This window comes from Vibrio sp. Hal054 (assembly GCF_037162405.1).
Lineage (GTDB): Bacteria > Pseudomonadota > Gammaproteobacteria > Enterobacterales > Vibrionaceae > Vibrio > Vibrio diazotrophicus.
Window position 1 is genome coordinate 925646 of record NZ_JARLUT010000002.1, and the last position, 16447, is coordinate 942092.

Annotated in this window: 15 protein-coding genes and 1 pseudogene; 8 read left to right on the plus strand and 8 right to left on the minus strand. The window is 45.2% G+C overall.

What is annotated here, in order from left to right:
- The first annotated feature begins 57 nt into the window (after positions 1 to 57).
- The 3 genes from P4S58_RS20245 (at position 58) to P4S58_RS20255 (ending at position 1870) form a co-directional block, all read left to right on the plus strand.
- Positions 58 to 588, plus strand: coding sequence for an MltR family transcriptional regulator (locus P4S58_RS20245; RefSeq protein WP_042479288.1), 531 nt, complete (start codon positions 58 to 60; stop codon positions 586 to 588).
- Positions 589 to 699: 111 nt separating this feature from the next.
- Positions 700 to 1626, plus strand: coding sequence for a Gfo/Idh/MocA family protein (locus tag P4S58_RS20250; RefSeq protein ID WP_337165415.1), 927 nt, complete (start codon positions 700 to 702; stop codon positions 1624 to 1626).
- 67 nt (positions 1627 to 1693) lie between these two features.
- A complete protein-coding gene (locus P4S58_RS20255) occupies positions 1694 to 1870 on the plus strand; it encodes a hypothetical protein (RefSeq protein WP_167828584.1) in 177 nt (58 codons plus the stop codon).
- A 62-nt stretch (positions 1871 to 1932) separates the two neighbouring features.
- Here P4S58_RS20255 and P4S58_RS20260 read toward each other — a convergent pair whose 3' ends face one another.
- The 4 genes from P4S58_RS20260 to P4S58_RS20275 all read right to left on the minus strand — a co-directional run bounded on the left by P4S58_RS20260 (position 1933) and on the right by P4S58_RS20275 (position 7014).
- Positions 1933 to 2949: a lipoate--protein ligase gene (locus P4S58_RS20260; RefSeq protein ID WP_102965158.1), complete on the minus strand. Its 1017-nt coding sequence runs from the start codon at positions 2947 to 2949 to the stop codon at positions 1933 to 1935.
- A 184-nt stretch (positions 2950 to 3133) separates the two neighbouring features.
- Positions 3134 to 4486 carry a molecular chaperone gene (gene yegD, locus P4S58_RS20265; protein ID WP_337165417.1) on the minus strand — a complete coding sequence of 451 codons (1353 nt, stop codon included), beginning with the start codon at positions 4484 to 4486 and terminating at the stop codon, positions 3134 to 3136.
- A 147-nt stretch (positions 4487 to 4633) separates the two neighbouring features.
- The gene (locus P4S58_RS20270; protein WP_102962382.1) at positions 4634 to 6229 is read right to left on the minus strand and encodes an ABC-F family ATPase; all 1596 of its coding nucleotides are present in this window, start codon (positions 6227 to 6229) and stop codon (positions 4634 to 4636) included.
- A gap of 179 nt (positions 6230 to 6408) precedes the next feature.
- On the minus strand, positions 6409 to 7014 hold the full coding sequence (locus tag P4S58_RS20275) for an alpha/beta hydrolase (protein ID WP_042479301.1): 606 nt from the start codon (positions 7012 to 7014) through the stop codon (positions 6409 to 6411).
- A gap of 190 nt (positions 7015 to 7204) precedes the next feature.
- On the opposite strand from P4S58_RS20275, the gene P4S58_RS20280 reads away from it, so the two are divergent.
- The gene (locus P4S58_RS20280) at positions 7205 to 7480 is read left to right on the plus strand and encodes a nitrogenase-stabilizing/protective protein NifW (RefSeq protein ID WP_102965155.1); all 276 of its coding nucleotides are present in this window, start codon (positions 7205 to 7207) and stop codon (positions 7478 to 7480) included.
- 139 nt (positions 7481 to 7619) lie between these two features.
- A pseudogene (locus P4S58_RS20285) lies at positions 7620 to 8485 on the plus strand (glycerol kinase).
- 40 nt (positions 8486 to 8525) lie between these two features.
- Here P4S58_RS20285 and P4S58_RS20290 read toward each other — a convergent pair.
- Positions 8526 to 8957 carry a YccF domain-containing protein gene (locus P4S58_RS20290; RefSeq protein ID WP_042479311.1) on the minus strand — a complete coding sequence of 144 codons (432 nt, stop codon included), beginning with the start codon at positions 8955 to 8957 and terminating at the stop codon, positions 8526 to 8528.
- Positions 8958 to 9245: 288 nt separating this feature from the next.
- Complete coding sequence (locus P4S58_RS20295; protein ID WP_042479315.1) at positions 9246 to 9968, minus strand: sulfite exporter TauE/SafE family protein; 723 nt, start codon at positions 9966 to 9968, stop codon at positions 9246 to 9248.
- Between the two features lie 299 nt (positions 9969 to 10267).
- Here P4S58_RS20295 and P4S58_RS20300 point away from each other — a divergent pair, with 299 nt between their 5' ends.
- The 3 genes from P4S58_RS20300 to P4S58_RS20310 all read left to right on the plus strand — a co-directional run bounded on the left by P4S58_RS20300 (position 10268) and on the right by P4S58_RS20310 (position 14094).
- The gene (locus tag P4S58_RS20300; protein ID WP_337165421.1) at positions 10268 to 11623 is read left to right on the plus strand and encodes an outer membrane protein transport protein; all 1356 of its coding nucleotides are present in this window, start codon (positions 10268 to 10270) and stop codon (positions 11621 to 11623) included.
- A 182-nt stretch (positions 11624 to 11805) separates the two neighbouring features.
- Positions 11806 to 12690 carry a DMT family transporter gene (locus P4S58_RS20305; protein ID WP_337165423.1) on the plus strand — a complete coding sequence of 295 codons (885 nt, stop codon included), beginning with the start codon at positions 11806 to 11808 and terminating at the stop codon, positions 12688 to 12690.
- Between the two features lie 345 nt (positions 12691 to 13035).
- The gene (locus P4S58_RS20310; protein WP_337165424.1) at positions 13036 to 14094 is read left to right on the plus strand and encodes a zinc-binding dehydrogenase; all 1059 of its coding nucleotides are present in this window, start codon (positions 13036 to 13038) and stop codon (positions 14092 to 14094) included.
- 116 nt (positions 14095 to 14210) lie between these two features.
- On the opposite strand, the gene P4S58_RS20315 is transcribed toward P4S58_RS20310, so the two are convergent.
- Both P4S58_RS20315 and P4S58_RS20320 read right to left on the minus strand, forming a co-directional pair.
- Positions 14211 to 15407 (minus strand): DEAD/DEAH box helicase, encoded by a 1197-nt coding sequence (locus tag P4S58_RS20315; protein ID WP_337165426.1) that lies wholly within the window; start codon positions 15405 to 15407, stop codon positions 14211 to 14213.
- Between the two features lie 379 nt (positions 15408 to 15786).
- Entirely contained in the window at positions 15787 to 16323 is a 537-nt protein-coding gene (locus P4S58_RS20320) for a flavodoxin (protein WP_337165428.1), read from the minus strand.
- Between the last annotated feature and the right edge of the window lie 124 nt (positions 16324 to 16447).

The following is a 16447-nucleotide window of genomic DNA, read 5'->3' on the forward strand; positions in this document are numbered from 1 at the left end:
ACAACTTTAGAGGGCTGGCGTTCAGCCCTCTAGCCCAAAATTCGATTAGAACATTATATGGTAAACACAATTAACGAAACTGAAATATTAGAACGATTGAATGATGCTCCTTCCGTTCGTGGTTATTTCATTGCTGCCGTAGAGATATTCAGTGATGCCATAAACGATCTGATGGAAAGGATTTTTCGTAAAGATAATTTCGCTGTTCAATCTGTAGTAGGCCCACTACTGCACGATACAGGTCCATTAGGAAATCGTTCTGTCAGACTCAAACTGCTTTATGGTTTGGGCGTTGTTGCGGATGATGTGTACCATGATATTGAGTGCTTTATCAAAATTCGTAACCAACTGAATAAAGACGGTTCAGAGTATACCTTTACCGATCCAAACATCGTTGCTCAAATCAAAGAACTGAACCTCGTGAAAAAGTCGGGCATGGTTCCTTTTGACGCAATGGATCCAGACCTAGACATCGACTTAGACTTTTACCATCTGCAGCTTCAACGCCAGCAACAGATGATTAAATCCGGCTTATCTCTAGCGATCATTGAAATATGCAATGACCTCAACAAAGAGAGCCCTTTTTAAACAACTGTCTACAGTTAATGCCCTCACATTCCCACTTTTAAATCATGACACTACCGTTTTTTCATCAGCATGTTAGCCTTCTGACCATTATTCGTTAAATGAGAACGTGCAATGAAAATCGGTATTATTGGCCTAGGTGATATCGCGCAAAAGGCCTATCTCCCTGTAATCACATCCATTCCTTACATCGAACTCGTATTCTGTACTCGTAACGAACAGGCGCTTAAGACACTCGCAAATCAATACCGCGTTTCTTCATACTGTCGTGATTACAAAGAGCTGCTTGGCTTTAATGTTGATGCCGTAATGATCCATGCAGCAACGGCCATTCATCCTGAAATCGCCAGTTTCTTTCTCAGCCACGGAATCCCGACATTTGTAGATAAACCATTGGCTGACAGCGCTCAAGCATGCGAAACACTTTACCAGTTAGCAGAAAAGCACAATCAACCTCTGTATGTCGGTTTTAACCGCCGCCATATACCGCTGTTCAATCAACATTTGTCAGGCTTGCATCAGGGTACTCTCGACAACTTGCGCGCCCTTCGTTGGGAAAAACATCGCTACAACTTAACGGGCGATATTCGAACCTTTATTTTCGATGACTTTATCCACCCCCTGGACAGCGTAAACCTGTTCGCAAAAGCCGATCTACAAGATGTGTATGTCACGCATCAAATGTCTGGTAATGAACTGGCGCGTATTGATGTGCAATGGCAGCATGGCGAAACACTATTGCATGCATCAATGAATCGTCAATATGGCATCACAGGCGAACGTATACAGGCTCATTTGGTCAACGAAGCGTATGAGTTTGACTCCTTCGTTTCAGGTACTCGCTGGGCGAACAACCAACAAACCTCACTGTCACTCAAAGACTGGACACCCATGTTAGAAAGCAAAGGCTTTGCACACATGATTAAAGACTGGATAAGCGTTGTGGAGAAAGGATCAATTTCAACATCCGTCATCGAGCGTAATCTTGCCAGCCACCAGCTAGCAGAAGCTCTTTATAATAAAATTCACAGTTCGCTCTAAAAAGATCTGTATCGCCTATACTTAACTCGTTGCCACTCTATTCCTAGACTGCACAACGGGAGGGTATATGGAATTAAGAAACAAAGCTGGGCAAGTCACTCAACTGGCTGACAACCTCACTTTAAAAGAAGTTCAGGATATGGGATTCACCATCGACTTATGTGATGAAGCCTACGACCCAAACGAACACTGGCAGGTTCAGCAAGATAAACGCAACCAACGCAGAGATTATCCTGAAGAGTAACGAAAAACCGAGCTGCTAGGCTCGGTTTTCATCTTTATCCCTTAGAATTGAAGCTGCACACGCTAATCAATTTGATTGATAAACCACGGTTTAAACTCATTCAGCACTTCTGAGTATTGAGGCATTTGCAAAGCCAGTGTGGTAATACACGGCTCAATGCTTGCTTTGTTATAACTCAAATTCGCCAGTTTCTGCGCTAATAGCTCCATCGGCAGAGGGTCCAACATATCGCTGAAAATCTTCGCTTCGAGAATAGTGCCCTTCTCTACATCCAGATACACATCTACCCCACCCCATGTAAAACGTTCATCCATACGATGAGTAAACGGTGGCGTTTGTCCGAAGTTCCAATCCCAGCTTTGTTGTACAGCGAACTTATCACTGAATGTTGGTAAATCGTGGAAGTTTTCTGGCGTGATCCATTCAGCAGTAACTGACTCGTCATAATGTTCTAAATACGCTTCAATAATCGCTTCACACACTTGCTCATGATTGATATCTGGCTTAACCGTATTGAGGTTGATTACACGAGATTTTACTGAGGTAATGCCCTTCGCTTGCAGCTTTTTCTCATCAGGATTGAGGTAATCAGCAAGGCGGTTCAAGTCTGCACTGAGCAATAACGTGCCGTGATGAAAACCTCTGTCTAAGGTTTCACGGTACGCCGACCCCGAGAACTTCTTAATTCCAGCTTCATCTTCTATCACCAAATCGTTACGACCATTCGCCACACCGTTAATGCCCAGCTTCGCTAAAGCTGCTAGCACGATGTTGGTTGAGATTTCTTTGTCATACTCAGGCTTTGCGGCCATAAAAGTAAAGTTGGTATTACCTAGGTCATGAAATACCGCACCTCCGCCTGTCTGACGACGAGCGAGCTTTACACCGTCTTGCTCCATTCTGTCTGTCTTACACTCCCTCCACGGGTTTTGTGCGCGGCCAATTACCACAGTATCGGCATTGCGCCAAAGGAACAGCACCCTTTGGTCAGAAGGCATAGATCGAAAAATGGTATCTTCGACGGCTAAATTAAACCAAGGGTTAGTGGAATCTGAGATTAGAATGCGGGTTTTGCTCATCAAGTTCTGTTCCTTCTAGGGGATAAGACTTCGCTATGATACTAACCAGATAGCATAAACACGAACAGAGAATTTCGATAGCTCTGATTAGTAACTCATTACAATCATGAAGATTAAATAACAAAACAGCCTCTAATAGAGGCTGTTAAACATGACAATATTTCTCAGAAAACCAAGTAACTTATTACTCGAAACAGACCTTCGCCCAACGAGCGAGACCAGCCGTTACCGAACCGAAGTAGTTACCGCTGACCACTGGGATATTCGGCAACACTTGTTCTACTGCGCTGCGTAGGATTGGTGAACGAGCTGAACCACCAGTCATAAAGATCACATCCGGCTTAGTCCCGCCAAGTGTTACCGCTTCAGACACCAGTTCCACCATTTTGCTTTTTGGCACTTCAATCGCTTCAATCATTTCTTCTAAGCGAATATCTACATCAATCAGTTCTGACAAGACCTTGAGCTGCGCCGTGAACACCTGTGAATCGGAAAGCGCGATTTTCGCTTCTTCTGCTTTCTTCACTAGGCTGTAGCCCAAAGTATCGTGGTAGACCGACAGTAACCGCGCCAGCTTTTCAGGTTCGGCCGCTTCTTTATGCAGATGTTTGAGATCTTTTAGGTTCTCTTTGGCAAAGAACTTGGCCTGAGCGCTAACATCGTTAATTGCAATCGGATTCCAGAACTGGGTCAGTGGCATTTCAAGCCCTGAAAGCGTTCTGCTGCCAAAACCGAAAGGATGCATCAACTGCTTAAACGTCATATGAATATCAAGATCGTTACCACCGATACGCTGACCAGTATGTGCAATCAGGCTATCAGTACGGTCAGCTTTGCCAGCCCAAGACGGTCCCATTTTAATCAGCGAACAGTCGGTAGTACCACCACCGATATCCACCACTAACACGGTTTTGTCTTCGGTCAACGAAGCTTCATATTCTAAGCCCGCCGCGACAGGCTCAAACTGAAATTCAATATTGCGGAAACCTGCTCGGGTTGCCGCACGGCGCAAAATAGTTTCCGCTTGTAAGTTAGAAGCCTCACCACCTCTACCTTGGAAGTTTACAGGGCGACCAATTACCGCATCGGTAATCACTTGCTTCGCACTCTTTTCTGCTTGTGATTTGATGTTCGCCATCATGGCGCAGACTAAGTCTTCGAAGAAACCCAATTGAGCTTCACGCAGCCCCATCGCGCCAAGGAAAGATTTTGGTGATTTAACATAATAGACTTCGTGTGGATCAGACAGATACAGATCAAGCGCAGCCTGACCAAACATCACATCATCAAACTGAAGATCAATATCTTCTTCGCGGTTTGCCGCAATGGCACGGCGAAGACGTTGCTCCCCTGCTGCATCTAAAGGCGCAAGATCACGATGACGAAACAGATGCTCTGCAACCGAATCACGCGTAGGAGCCGCTAATGTTGAAGGGATGTAGAAACTGTCTTTCTCTAATAGGTGCAACTTCGGGTCGTTGCCATCCATACTTGCCACAGAGCAGTTCGCGGTGCCGTAGTCAAAACCGATATACATCTTAAGCCTCCAACTTGAAAAAGGCCGGAGATGCTACCGCAAACGGCGATGTAAAAACAGCCTCAACGATGAAAAGAGACAAAAAAGGGGACAGATAAACCTCTGTCCCCTTTCGATAATGCTTGTGTCTGTCTAATTCTTAAGGAATTAGCCTGTTAAGCCTTGCTTCGCCAAGTACTCATCGTAAGTGCCGTGGAAGTCATTCACGCCATCTTTCGTAATTTCTATGATACGCGTAGCAATAGACGATACGAATTGACGGTCATGAGAAACGAACAGTAGCGTACCTTTGTAGTTCTCTAACGCTAAGTTCAAAGACTCGATCGATTCCATATCCATGTGGTTGGTCGGTTCGTCCATTAACATGATGTTTGGCTTTTGCATGATCAACTTACCAAACAACATACGACCTTGCTCACCACCGGAAATCACTTTTACCGATTTCTTGATGTCATTTTGAGAGAACAGCATACGACCTAGGATGCCGCGAACAGTTTGCTCGTCGTCACCATCTTTTTTCCATTGACCCATCCAGTCAAGCAGGCTCATATCCTGTTCGAAATCGTGCGCATGATCCTGAGCATAGAAACCGATGTTGTTGTTTTCAGACCACTTAATCACACCATCCATCGGAGCCATAGCGCCCGCTAGCGTGTTAAGCAGTGTCGACTTACCGATACCGTTCTCACCGATGATCGCAATGCGCTCACCGACTTCAACCATCAGGTTAACGCCGTTGAACAGGATGTTTTCGCCATAGCCTTGTTTTAGGTCAGTCACTTCTAACGCGTTACGGAACAGCTCTTTTTCCTGTTCAAAACGGATAAACGGGTTTTGACGGCTTGAAGGCTTCACATCTTCAAGTTGGATCTTGTCTAACTGCTTCTGACGAGAAGTCGCTTGTTTTGCTTTCGATGCGTTTGCAGAGAAGCGGCTTACGAAGGTTTGAAGTTCAGCCATTTGAGCTTTCTTCTTCGCGTTATCTGCATGCAGACGATCACGCGCTTGTTCAGCGGCGATCATGTATTCGTCGTAGTTACCGTGAAATAGACGCAGTTCACCGTAATCTAAGTCCGCCATGTGAGTACACACAGTATTCAGGAAGTGACGGTCGTGCGAAATGATGATCATTGTGCAGTTACGTGATAACAGAACCTGCTCCAACCATGCGATAGTGTGCATGTCCAAGTTGTTGGTTGGTTCGTCTAGTAGCATGATTTCTGGTTCAGCAAATAGAACCTGAGCCAATAACACACGAAGTTTTAAGCCCGGTGCAATCTCACTCATTAAACCGAAATGTTGCTCTTCTGGAATACCCAGACCTAACAGCAACTCACCTGCGCGAGCTTCTGCAGAGTAACCGTCCATCTCAGCAAATTCAGTTTCTAGGTCGCCTACACGCATACCGTCTTCATCAGTCATTTCAGGAAGTGCGTAAATGCGGTCACGCTCTTCTTTCACAGCCCAAAGCTCTTTGTGACCCATGATAACGGTATCAACAACGGTGTATTTTTCGAACGCGAACTGATCCTGACCCAGTTTCGCCATACGCTCGTTAGGATCGACAGAAACGTTGCCTGCAGATGGTTCAAGTTCACCACCTAAGATCTTCATGAATGTAGATTTACCACAACCATTCGCCCCAATAAGGCCGTAACGGTTGCCATTACCGAATTTGATCGAGATATTTTCAAATAATGGCTTATCGCCAAATTGCATGGTGATGTTTGCAGTTGTTAGCACGTAAAATTCCTAAGTAGTAAACAAGAAAAAAGTTGGCAATTAGCCAACTTTTCAAACTGGGGCAATAGTAGCAGCTTTTGTGATAGACATCACCCCCAATAAGGGGCATTTGTTTCTACTGACTCGCTTTATTACTTGGAACAATATTGCTAAGAACCGTATTGCTAAGAACAAAGCAACTACGCAAAGCACCTTTGGATGAACTGAGCTGCGAGTATTGCGCCTTCGGAAGAAATCGTATGCTCGGTCTCTGGCTCATAACTCTCTTCAACATTGAAGTTTGACTGGCTAAGCAGCTTTGCCGCGTTCTGACTTTCAGTCCAAGGAATGACAGGGTCACTCTGACCGTGAATCAATAACACAGGAGTATCCGAATTCTTTGCATAAGGTTGTGGCGAAGAAAGCCGACCTGAAAAAGCCACCACTCCGGCTAGCGGGTATCTCGCACTCACCAACGCATCTAACGACATAATTGAGCCTTGCGAAAAGCCGACAAACACCACTTTGTCTGTGGCGAAATCTACGTTGTTTTCAGCAAGCAGCGCTTTAATCGTCTTATCAAATGCTCTTCTCGCCTCGACAATGCGCTGCGGGCGATTTTCCGCTGTCACGCCAATCAGACTGAACCATTGATAACCCACATTGGCTTGATCAAAAGCGAATGGCGCGTTAGGTGATAAGAACAAAGTATTTGGCAACAATGGATGCCAAAAATCCCCTAATGTACTTAAGTCTTCACCATTACTTCCTACCCCGTGGAGCAGAATTACTACTTGTTTAGACATTTTTAACCCTTAAAGCTGAACTGACTTCTTCATCTTAACTTAGAATATTTTGAAGATTATGTAGCGATTAAATGAATGATTAACAACATACGGAAGATAAAAGTTTGATGCCATTCGTTTTAGCTTATATCAAAGCATGTTCACGCAAACTCTTTTACCATGACTCAACATGCACCTCTCGACTATACCTATGAGCCAGCCAGACATCCTTAAAACCATCGCGAGTTTTACCTCTATCGAGCAGGCTCTCGATCATTTTGAAATCGAGTTTGACAGCCGTTTTATCGATGAATACCGAATGCAGGTAACAAAGATATTTAACGGCTATTTGATCATGCAAAAACCCGAAGACTGGTTTGCGGCAAGACGCGCTTTGAAAAATGCCTACTGTAAAGTACAACGAGGAAGGTTAGATCCCCATACCCGCTCCGCATGCCGAGGATGCACTTCTTGTCAGCGTCGCTAATCCTAGCAGAGCCGTTAGTGCCCTTGCTAACTCGCTCATTTACATTGTAAATCACAGTTTCAACTAAGCAGCCAATAACGGTGTTGAGCATTTGCTTTGAAGCTGATTGAATGGGCATAAATTACTGAAAGGAATTGCTATGTCCGACAAACTCTCCACTTCTGCGTTAGCGAAACTGCGTAATGTCGATGCGAAACAGCTATTTTCTGACCTATCCAAGGCAGGCTATCTCAGTCGCCATGAAGGTCAATGGCTGCTTACCGATCTCGGCGCAAAATTTGGTGGAGAATACGTTGAACATCCAAAATTCGGTAAATTTGTCGTTTGGCCGGAAAACTTACTTATCGACCTAATGGCCACTGGCGGCAACACCTTAACGGCAACCCAAGTGGGTGAGTATTTCAAACTCAATCCTAAGAAGGTCAATCAATTATTCAGCGAACTGGGTTGGATAAAAAAGAAGATGAAGGCTGGATCGCCACCCCATCAGGCATTCGTGTTGGCGCGAAACAGCGTGAAGATAAATCTTATCAGCAAAAATTTGTGGTGTGGCATGACTCTATTCGTCACAACCCTCACCTGCGTCAGTCCGTGGTCGAGTTTCTGGGGCAAGATGCACAAACACATGCAACGGATAAATCCTATTCCAGTTTCCGCCAAAAATTCGAAGCTAAACACCGAACATTAGACGGTCATTACGTACGTTCTACCGGCGAACTGCTTATCGATAACTGGCTTTATCTGGCAGGCGTAATGCACGCATATCAACGTCCTCTGCCTATTGAAGAGCTTGTCATGAGTGACTTTTATCTGCCCTTAGGTAAGGTCTACATACAATACTGGGGAACTGATAGTGGTGAGATTTCTTTACAACAACAGGAAAAAACACGTCAGCTTTACGCTGCTCATGAATTCAATTTAATTGAGATTTCGGCAGATGAAGTCCATCAGTTGGATGATGTGTTGCCTGAGAAATTGCGCCAGTTCGGTATCAAAGCGTATTAACTGGCCGGATACCAAACTGACTATAACAAACTAGAACTGACTAACGACGGCCGCCGTATCTTGCACCGTAAGCCACTTCTTTTGGCACAATCGTTTGGCCAATAGGAGCCAGTGAAATCACCGCCAGTTTCAGATGTTGCAACGCGAACGGAATCCCAATGATGGTGACAAAACACGCCACCGCTGACAGCACGTGACCAATAGCCAGCCAGATACCTGCAAGAAAGAACCAAATAACATTACCTATCTTGCCTAAGATGCCAGTACCAACATCTTCTCGGAACGTCAGTTCGTTGCGATAAACCGCTTCTTTACCAAACGGGAAGAATGAGAAAGTGCCGATAACAAAACACGCGCGTCCCCATGGAATGCCAATCAGGCTGACAAACGCAATCAGGCCAACCAGCCACCAAGCCAGTCCCATCACGACACCGCCACATAAAAACCAAATAATATTGCCGATCGTTCTCATTAAAACCTCTGACTTGAGACGCTATCCGCTAAGCTTCTGTGTCCAATAATGACTAAGGGCGATTTCACCACTCAGCTAGAAGAAGCAACACGTTAATAAGCGCCCCATATAAAAAAAGAAACCTCAGACCTTAAAGGCTGACCGCTAATGCTACTAGAGCCAGCAAGAAAAGACTTGCGGTTGGCGCATGAATCAGCGTTTTCCCATAAGATTTACTGAAAAGAGTATTGTCGAACCTTTCTTAACAGGAGATGAATTCCCCTGAAAGATACAGAACTGCAAAGGCATTTACATGAAGCTGCGCCAAATTGCGGTAGTACCGCTGATCACACAAAGCGCTAATGCACCGATACGAATTTTCTCTTTAGGCAACGCATGGGTTGTCTTACGCGCCAGCGCATAACCTAGCCATGCGGCAGGTAACAAAGGAATGCTTAACATGACATGATGCATGTTGAGGTATCCCGCCGGCACTTGAATAACCAATGAGATGATTGAACTAAACAAAAAGAAAGCCGAAAGATTCCCGCGTAACTGATTCGCTTCTTGGTGTTGTAACAGTAACGCCATTGGTGGACCGCCAATAGAGCTGCTGGTACCAAAGAAGCCAGAGAAGAAACCAGCAACAACCATTCGCCCCGGAGTTGGTTCAATACGGTACGGCAGCAAACTCACTAATACCGCAAACCACACCAATAGACCCAGCCACAAAGCCAGAACATCGCTTGATACCATCACCAGCAAAATACCACCAGCAATAGAACCCGGCACGCGGCCAATCAGCGCCATTTTCAATCCACCAATTGAAATGTCCGAACGTAACTTAATGGCATTCAGCAATGAGATAAACAGCGCACAAATAACGATAGGGGCAGGCACGTAGTCAGGAGAAACCGAAAATAAAAGTGGCGCAGCCACGATGGCTAAACCAAATCCTATTGCCGTTTGAACATACGAACCAACAAATATCAAAAACATAGCAATAAGAGTGGTACTACTTAAATATTCCATCATGCTGCCTTAAAAGACCCTAATTGTGAGACGTTTTGCCAAGATCGGACGATCCTATCGATGGTGCATTCTTACACAATCCACCGAATTTGTAGAGTCACTCTTTGATTTGATTAGTAAACTTTGATTAGTAAACAAAGCCGGCTAGCGAAAGTCAGTCCATTCCTACGCAAAAACCCTGTTTGTGTAAAAACAAAGTCAGACCCCGTCAGAAGGTTGTCAGGATCCCACTGGACTGATCTGTTTCTGTACTTTCATTGGCTTAAATCCAGCCTCCAATTTATCGAGGTATTACACCAATGAAAAAAGCTCCACTGATAACATCGCTATCTGCTCTTGCATCTGCAAGCTTGATCTCCGCTAGCGCTGGCGCAGCTGGATTCCAGATCAATGAACATTCAGCGACAGGTCTTGGTCGTGCTTTTGCTGGTGATGCCGTTATTGGTGATAACGCTTCGGTGCTCAGTCGTAACGCAGCAGCAATGACGCTGTTTAAACGCGACGCTATGTCTATGGGTTTGACCTATGTTCGTCCAGATTCAACCATCAAAGATGCGCAATACCATTCAGCGCAAGTTGGTGGAAATATACATGCCGTTAATAACGGCACTTTCCTCAATCCAAGTCTATCTCTTGAGGTCACACCTTACGCGACCTCAACCGTCACCGATGTCGATGATGTTGAAGGTATCGGTAAGCAAGCTGTGGTACCTAATATTTATTACATTCATCGCCTGAGCGACGACTGGTATCTCGGTCTTTCGGCTTATTCAAACTTCGGTACGGATATCGAATTTGAACCGGATTACGCAGCGGCTGTGTTTGGTGGCACAACTAAGGTCACCAGTATGAATGCGGGTATCAGCTTGGCGTACAAAATGAATGACCACCTGAGTTTTGGTGGTGGTATCGATGTGATTTACGGTATCGGTACACTGTATAGAGACATGGGGTTAGAGTTGTGTTTAAGCGCAACCGTGCCCGGCTCGGGCACCTCAGAACGATGCAGTGGCGTGCAAGGCAACGCGTTAAGTGTTGAAGCGTCAGGTGTGGGCGTGGGTGCGAACATAGGTATGATGTATGAAGTGAATGACAACAACCGTTTTGGTCTGAGCTACAAATACAGCCCTGAAATCCAAGCACAAGGCGACATTCACTACGTCGGCCAAACATTCGATAACCTCTATTTAGCACTGCCTGATATTGCTGAATTTTCTGGCTATCACCGTGTACTACCAGAAGTTGCCCTGCACTACTCGGTACAATGGATCAGCTGGTCTAAATTCGATTCACTCAAAGCTGACGATGTGGCACTGAAAGAGTTCCAATGGCAGGACTCTTATCACTACTCACTCGGTGCAACTTGGTATGCTACCGACAAGTGGGCACTACGCTCCGGATATATGTTCGACAAAACACCAGTCGACCAACTGGCATCGATTTCGATTCCTGATTCAAACCGTCAATGGTTATCAGCTGGTGCGACATATCACTGGTCAGCCAATACCAGCATTGATTTCGGTATGACTTATCTGATTGGTGAAGATGTAGCAATCACTGAATATTTGGAAGAACACGTTGCTGTTCCCCGCATCGAAGCAACCACGCGTTCTGATGCGCTGTTGTTTGCGATGCAATTCAGCCACAGCTTCTAATTTAAATAGTTTCAATAAGCCTATTTTCATCGTGTTGGATGGTGCGATTCAACACGATGAAGCTCTCTATCCTTCTCGTTCTAAAACAGCTTTTCAATTATCAAAATTACTCTACAATAGCGACACTTCCGAGCGCATTCCAAACCTAGGTCTAGTGACCTTAATAAGCAGGCAACTCTTTCATGTCGAATACCATTACGAGATCCATCATATTATTGGTTCTCGCAAACTTGGTGGCATCGTTTTCCGATGTATCACTAAAAATACTTAACGGCGAAGTGCCTACTTTCCAATACGTATTTATTCGCCAGTTCATTGGTACGATTATTCTGTTGCCTTTATGGTGGAAGCTGCCCAAAGAACAACGCCAGCAAGGTCGCTGCAAAGTCGCCTTTACTCGTGCACAGCTCATCCTGCTCGGCAGTGCTTGTGCGATGATCACCATTACCTACATTCCGCTTGCGACTGCCAATGCGATTTTCTATGTCGGCCCAATACTGATGCTGCCGCTGTCTGTGTTCTTATTGGGTGAAAAACCAGCACTAAAGCAGATCGTTGCCACCATAATTGGGTTTATCGGCGTGTTAGTGGTACTGCGTCCTGAACAATTTCACTGGGCAGGTATTGCGGGTTTGGGCTGTGCATTATCGATGGGATTAGGCAACATCCTGATTCGTCGTCTGCCAGCGGATCAACCTTTGGTCAGCACTTTGTTCTGGACAAACGTTATGACGCTGCCACTGGCATTAATACTTGCGATTCCGGGTTGGTCGGCTATTTCTTGGACCCACTTAGGCTGGATAGTGATCATTAACCTATTGGTTCTGGCTTATCATGCCTTAGTCGTGATTGCCTATAAGAAGGTTGAAGCAAACCGTATTGCACTGGCGGAATACTCTGGCTTAGTGTTCGTCACTTGGTTTGGAATGATGTGGTTTGACGAAGTGCCAGACTGGCTGACCGCCGTTGGCATCTTACTGATTGTGGTTCCGATGATGCCAGTGAAGTGGTCAAAATTGTTCAGAGTGAAATCAAAACCGGCGTCTGTCGCGGCAGAAAATAGCTGATTCAAAAACCTTCTATTTTTCACACACCAAATCTTCCTCTGCAGCCAGCCGTAGTCTACCGCTGGCTTTTTTGTTTGGTCTTTTGTCACTGTCATACTGGTGATAGCAATTAAAGCATGTCGCATTCCATCATGCCTTCATCGCAAATCGTCATGACGACAAAAATACCTTCAATTAACCTCTGCAACATAATTTTAAAGACTCCACAACAAACAATCAGCATATAACCGTTATTTAAAGCTGACTCACCCTATCTACTCGGAGTCTGTCACGAGATTAGACGCGGTCTCCTGCAACTCCGAGTAGGGCGGGTATTTAAAGTTAACTCACGAGGAAGAGAAGAACATGAGCCAAATGAAGTCAATCGCTATGCTCAACGGCAAGCTCACTGTAAAAGAGATCGACATGCCTGTTCCTGGTCCTGGACAAGTGCTTGTAAAAAGCTTGGCATGCGGTATCTGTGGTTCAGATTTGCACATTGCACGCCACACTAAAGACGTGATGAATATTTATAAAAAACTGGGAATTCTAGATGAGCAGGCAAGCGATGATTCTGAAGTATTGCTTGGTCACGAGTTCGCAGCTGAAATCGTCGCTTTTGGCTCTGAAACCAATAAGACCCTTGAAGTAGGCACTCGTGTCACCAGTGTTCCTGTTCTATTAAGCCAAGGCGGTGTAGGCGTAGGTGTAACACCGGGTGTTCATGGTGCTTATTCTGAGTACTTCATTGTTGACGAGATGCTTCTGCTACCAATTCCTGAGCAACTACCTTCCGAAGCTGCCGCTATCAGCGAGCCTTTGGCGGTTGGTCTTCATGCGGTAAACCGCGCAGACATCGGTGAAAACGATGTGGCTTTAGTTGCGGGCTGTGGCCCTATCGGTTTAGCCGCGATTGCTGCTTTAAAACTGAAGGGCGTGAAGCACATCGTCGCTTCTGATTTGCAAGAGAGCAAGAAAGAGATCGCACTCAAATTTGGTGCTACCGTTTTTGCAAACCCAGAGAAAGAAGATGAAGTGGCAGTCGCTGCTGAACTGGCGGGTAACAACAAGGTCATCATCATTGAATGTGTTGGCGTGCATAAGCTCATCAACAACTTCATTATGCGTGCTCCTGCAAAAGCACAGCTCATCATCACAGGTATTCACACCACACCGACAGAAGTGAATTTTGCTTACGCTACCGTGAAAGAGATGGACATCAAGTGCTCTTACTACTACTCACCAGAAGAGTTTGCACAGTCTCTGCAAAACATTGTTGATGAGAAAATTGACTGGCGCTTAATGCTAACAGGTAAAGTTGGCTTAGACGGCACACCAGCAGCGTTTGATTCCTTACTACAACCAAACGACCACATCAAAGTTGTTATTGAACCATGGCGCAATGGTGAGCTCGAAGCTTGCTAGTTAGCAAACTTCAGAGTTGATAAACGCAAGTCCAAGAAACACAAAAGCGAGCTAACAAGCTCGCTTTTTCGTTATTCGTTTTTCATTTTTCGTCAACAAGATTACTGGTCTTGGTTCTATTGCTCTTCCTTCTGACGCTTGTGCTTCGGCACATAGTTCAGAATAGAAATAGGCACGGGTTTACGAGGTTGGAAACCTTCCACTTCGCGACGTTCAATCAGATGGCCTAAACGGCTCTCAATCATGCAAAGGTTCTTGAAGTTATCTTTCGATACAAAGGAAATCGCTTCACCACTTGCGTTTGCACGACCAGTACGACCAATGCGGTGCACATACTCATCTGCTGGGAATGGCAAATCATAGTTCACCACGCGAGAAAGCTCTTCAATATCGATACCGCGCGCAGCCACGCCCGTCGCTACGAGGTACTTAATCTTACCGTTTTTGAAATCTTCCAGTAAGCGCGTACGCACTTCCTGACTACGACCACTGTGGAATGCTTCCGCGGCGATTTCACGCTTTTCTAGCTGTGATACCAGCTTAGCCGCGCCGTGTTTTGTCTCGATGAAGATCAAAGCCTGATCCCACTGATTCTCTTTAATCAGATGGCTGAGTAGTGCTGATTTCATGTCTTTATCGACTGTAATCAACCACTGTTCAATGTTGGATTTCGAAGCCTGATTCGCTGCGATTGAAATTTCATACGGATCGTTAACCGCCGTTTTCGCTAAATCACGAACCTTATGAGACAGCGTGGCCGAAAAGAGTAAACTTTGTGCATCTCTTGGCACACGGTCAATGATCTTGTTGATAGACTCGATAAAGCCCATGTCTAGCATGCGGTCAGCTTCATCCAGCACCAACATTTCGATCTCTTCGAAATACACTGCGCGTTGACCATACATATCAAGCAGACGTCCCGGTGTCGCCACCAGTACATCCACACCATCAATCAACGCCTGCTTTTGTGCCTTTTCGTCTACACCGCCGTACATCGCAAGCGAAGTGAGCTCAGTAAATTGACCGTACTCTTTGACTTTTTCGGCTACCTGAATTGCCAACTCGCGAGTTGGAACCAGAATCAGTGCACGAACACGTTTTTTCTTCTGTGTTTTTCCGCGCTGTAATTTTTCCAGAATCGGCAGAACAAAACTGGCGGTTTTACCCGTACCCGTTTGTGCCGCTGCAATTAAATCCTGCCCTTGCAAAATCACTGGGATGGCTTTGGTTTGAATAGATGTAGGTTTCTGATAACCAAGATCCGCCACTGCTTTTGACAGTGCTTCACTCAATCCTAGTTTTGCAAATGACATGAATCGACTCTGAAAAGATTAATTTACGAAAAAGATAGAACAGCTTTTGAACCTCTGCTCTAAGCCACTCTAAATTGAGCCGCGGATTCTAACACGAAGAGACAATAAAAAAACTTAACGGTGGCTGCTTTCTTGTTTAAATGCTCAATCAAAGACTAAGAGCTAAACATCCTGACTGCCTGTAAGTCTGCGTAATGTGGGAACGCACCAGCCACCGTTAAGAAACTGGTATTACTTATTATATTTATCGTTGGATTAGAGATTTGACCGATATTGATAAACAAACCCTATTTGCCATGGATGGCAAATTGGAGCCCCAAGGATGGGTTTATGCGTGTTTGTGTTCAATATCGGTCATTTTCATTGCTACGCAAAAGTATCAGAGGTTCATTTCGGCACTAATTTGCTCTACCCAACCTGCGATGCGTTGCTCGGTCATACTTGCTTGGTTGTCTTTGTCCAGAACTAAACCCACAAAGTCATCACCATCAACGGCATTTGACGCGTTGAACTCGTAACCTTCCGTTGGCCAGAATCCAACCATCTCTGCGCCGCAGTTCGCCACATAATCATAAAGCTCACCAAGAGCATCGACGAACTCATTGCTGTAACTCACTTGATCACCTAAGCCATATAACGCAACTTTCTTGCCTGTCAGATCCATATCAGAAAAGTTAGGAAGAAACTCTTCCCAGCTCTCCTCTTGGCAATCCACTGACAAACCCGGAAGCTGCCCTTGCCCTAATGTCGGCGTACCGAGAATCAAACATTCGTAGCTGGTGAACTCTTCCACTTCAACTCGGTTGATGTTCTTTGGTTTGTCCGCAATTTCATCACCCAGTTGCTTTTGAATCAGCTTCGCCATTTTGCGAGTGCTACCTGTATCGGTACCAAAAAAAATGCCTACTTTAGCCATACATCACTCCTTTGAAAAATATGTCCTGACCATTCCTAAATCGTTTCAGTGACATTGATTGACCTTTATCTGTAGTGCAATCGCCGTTCCTAAGTGGGGTCTATTAAATTCAATAGGTTATAAA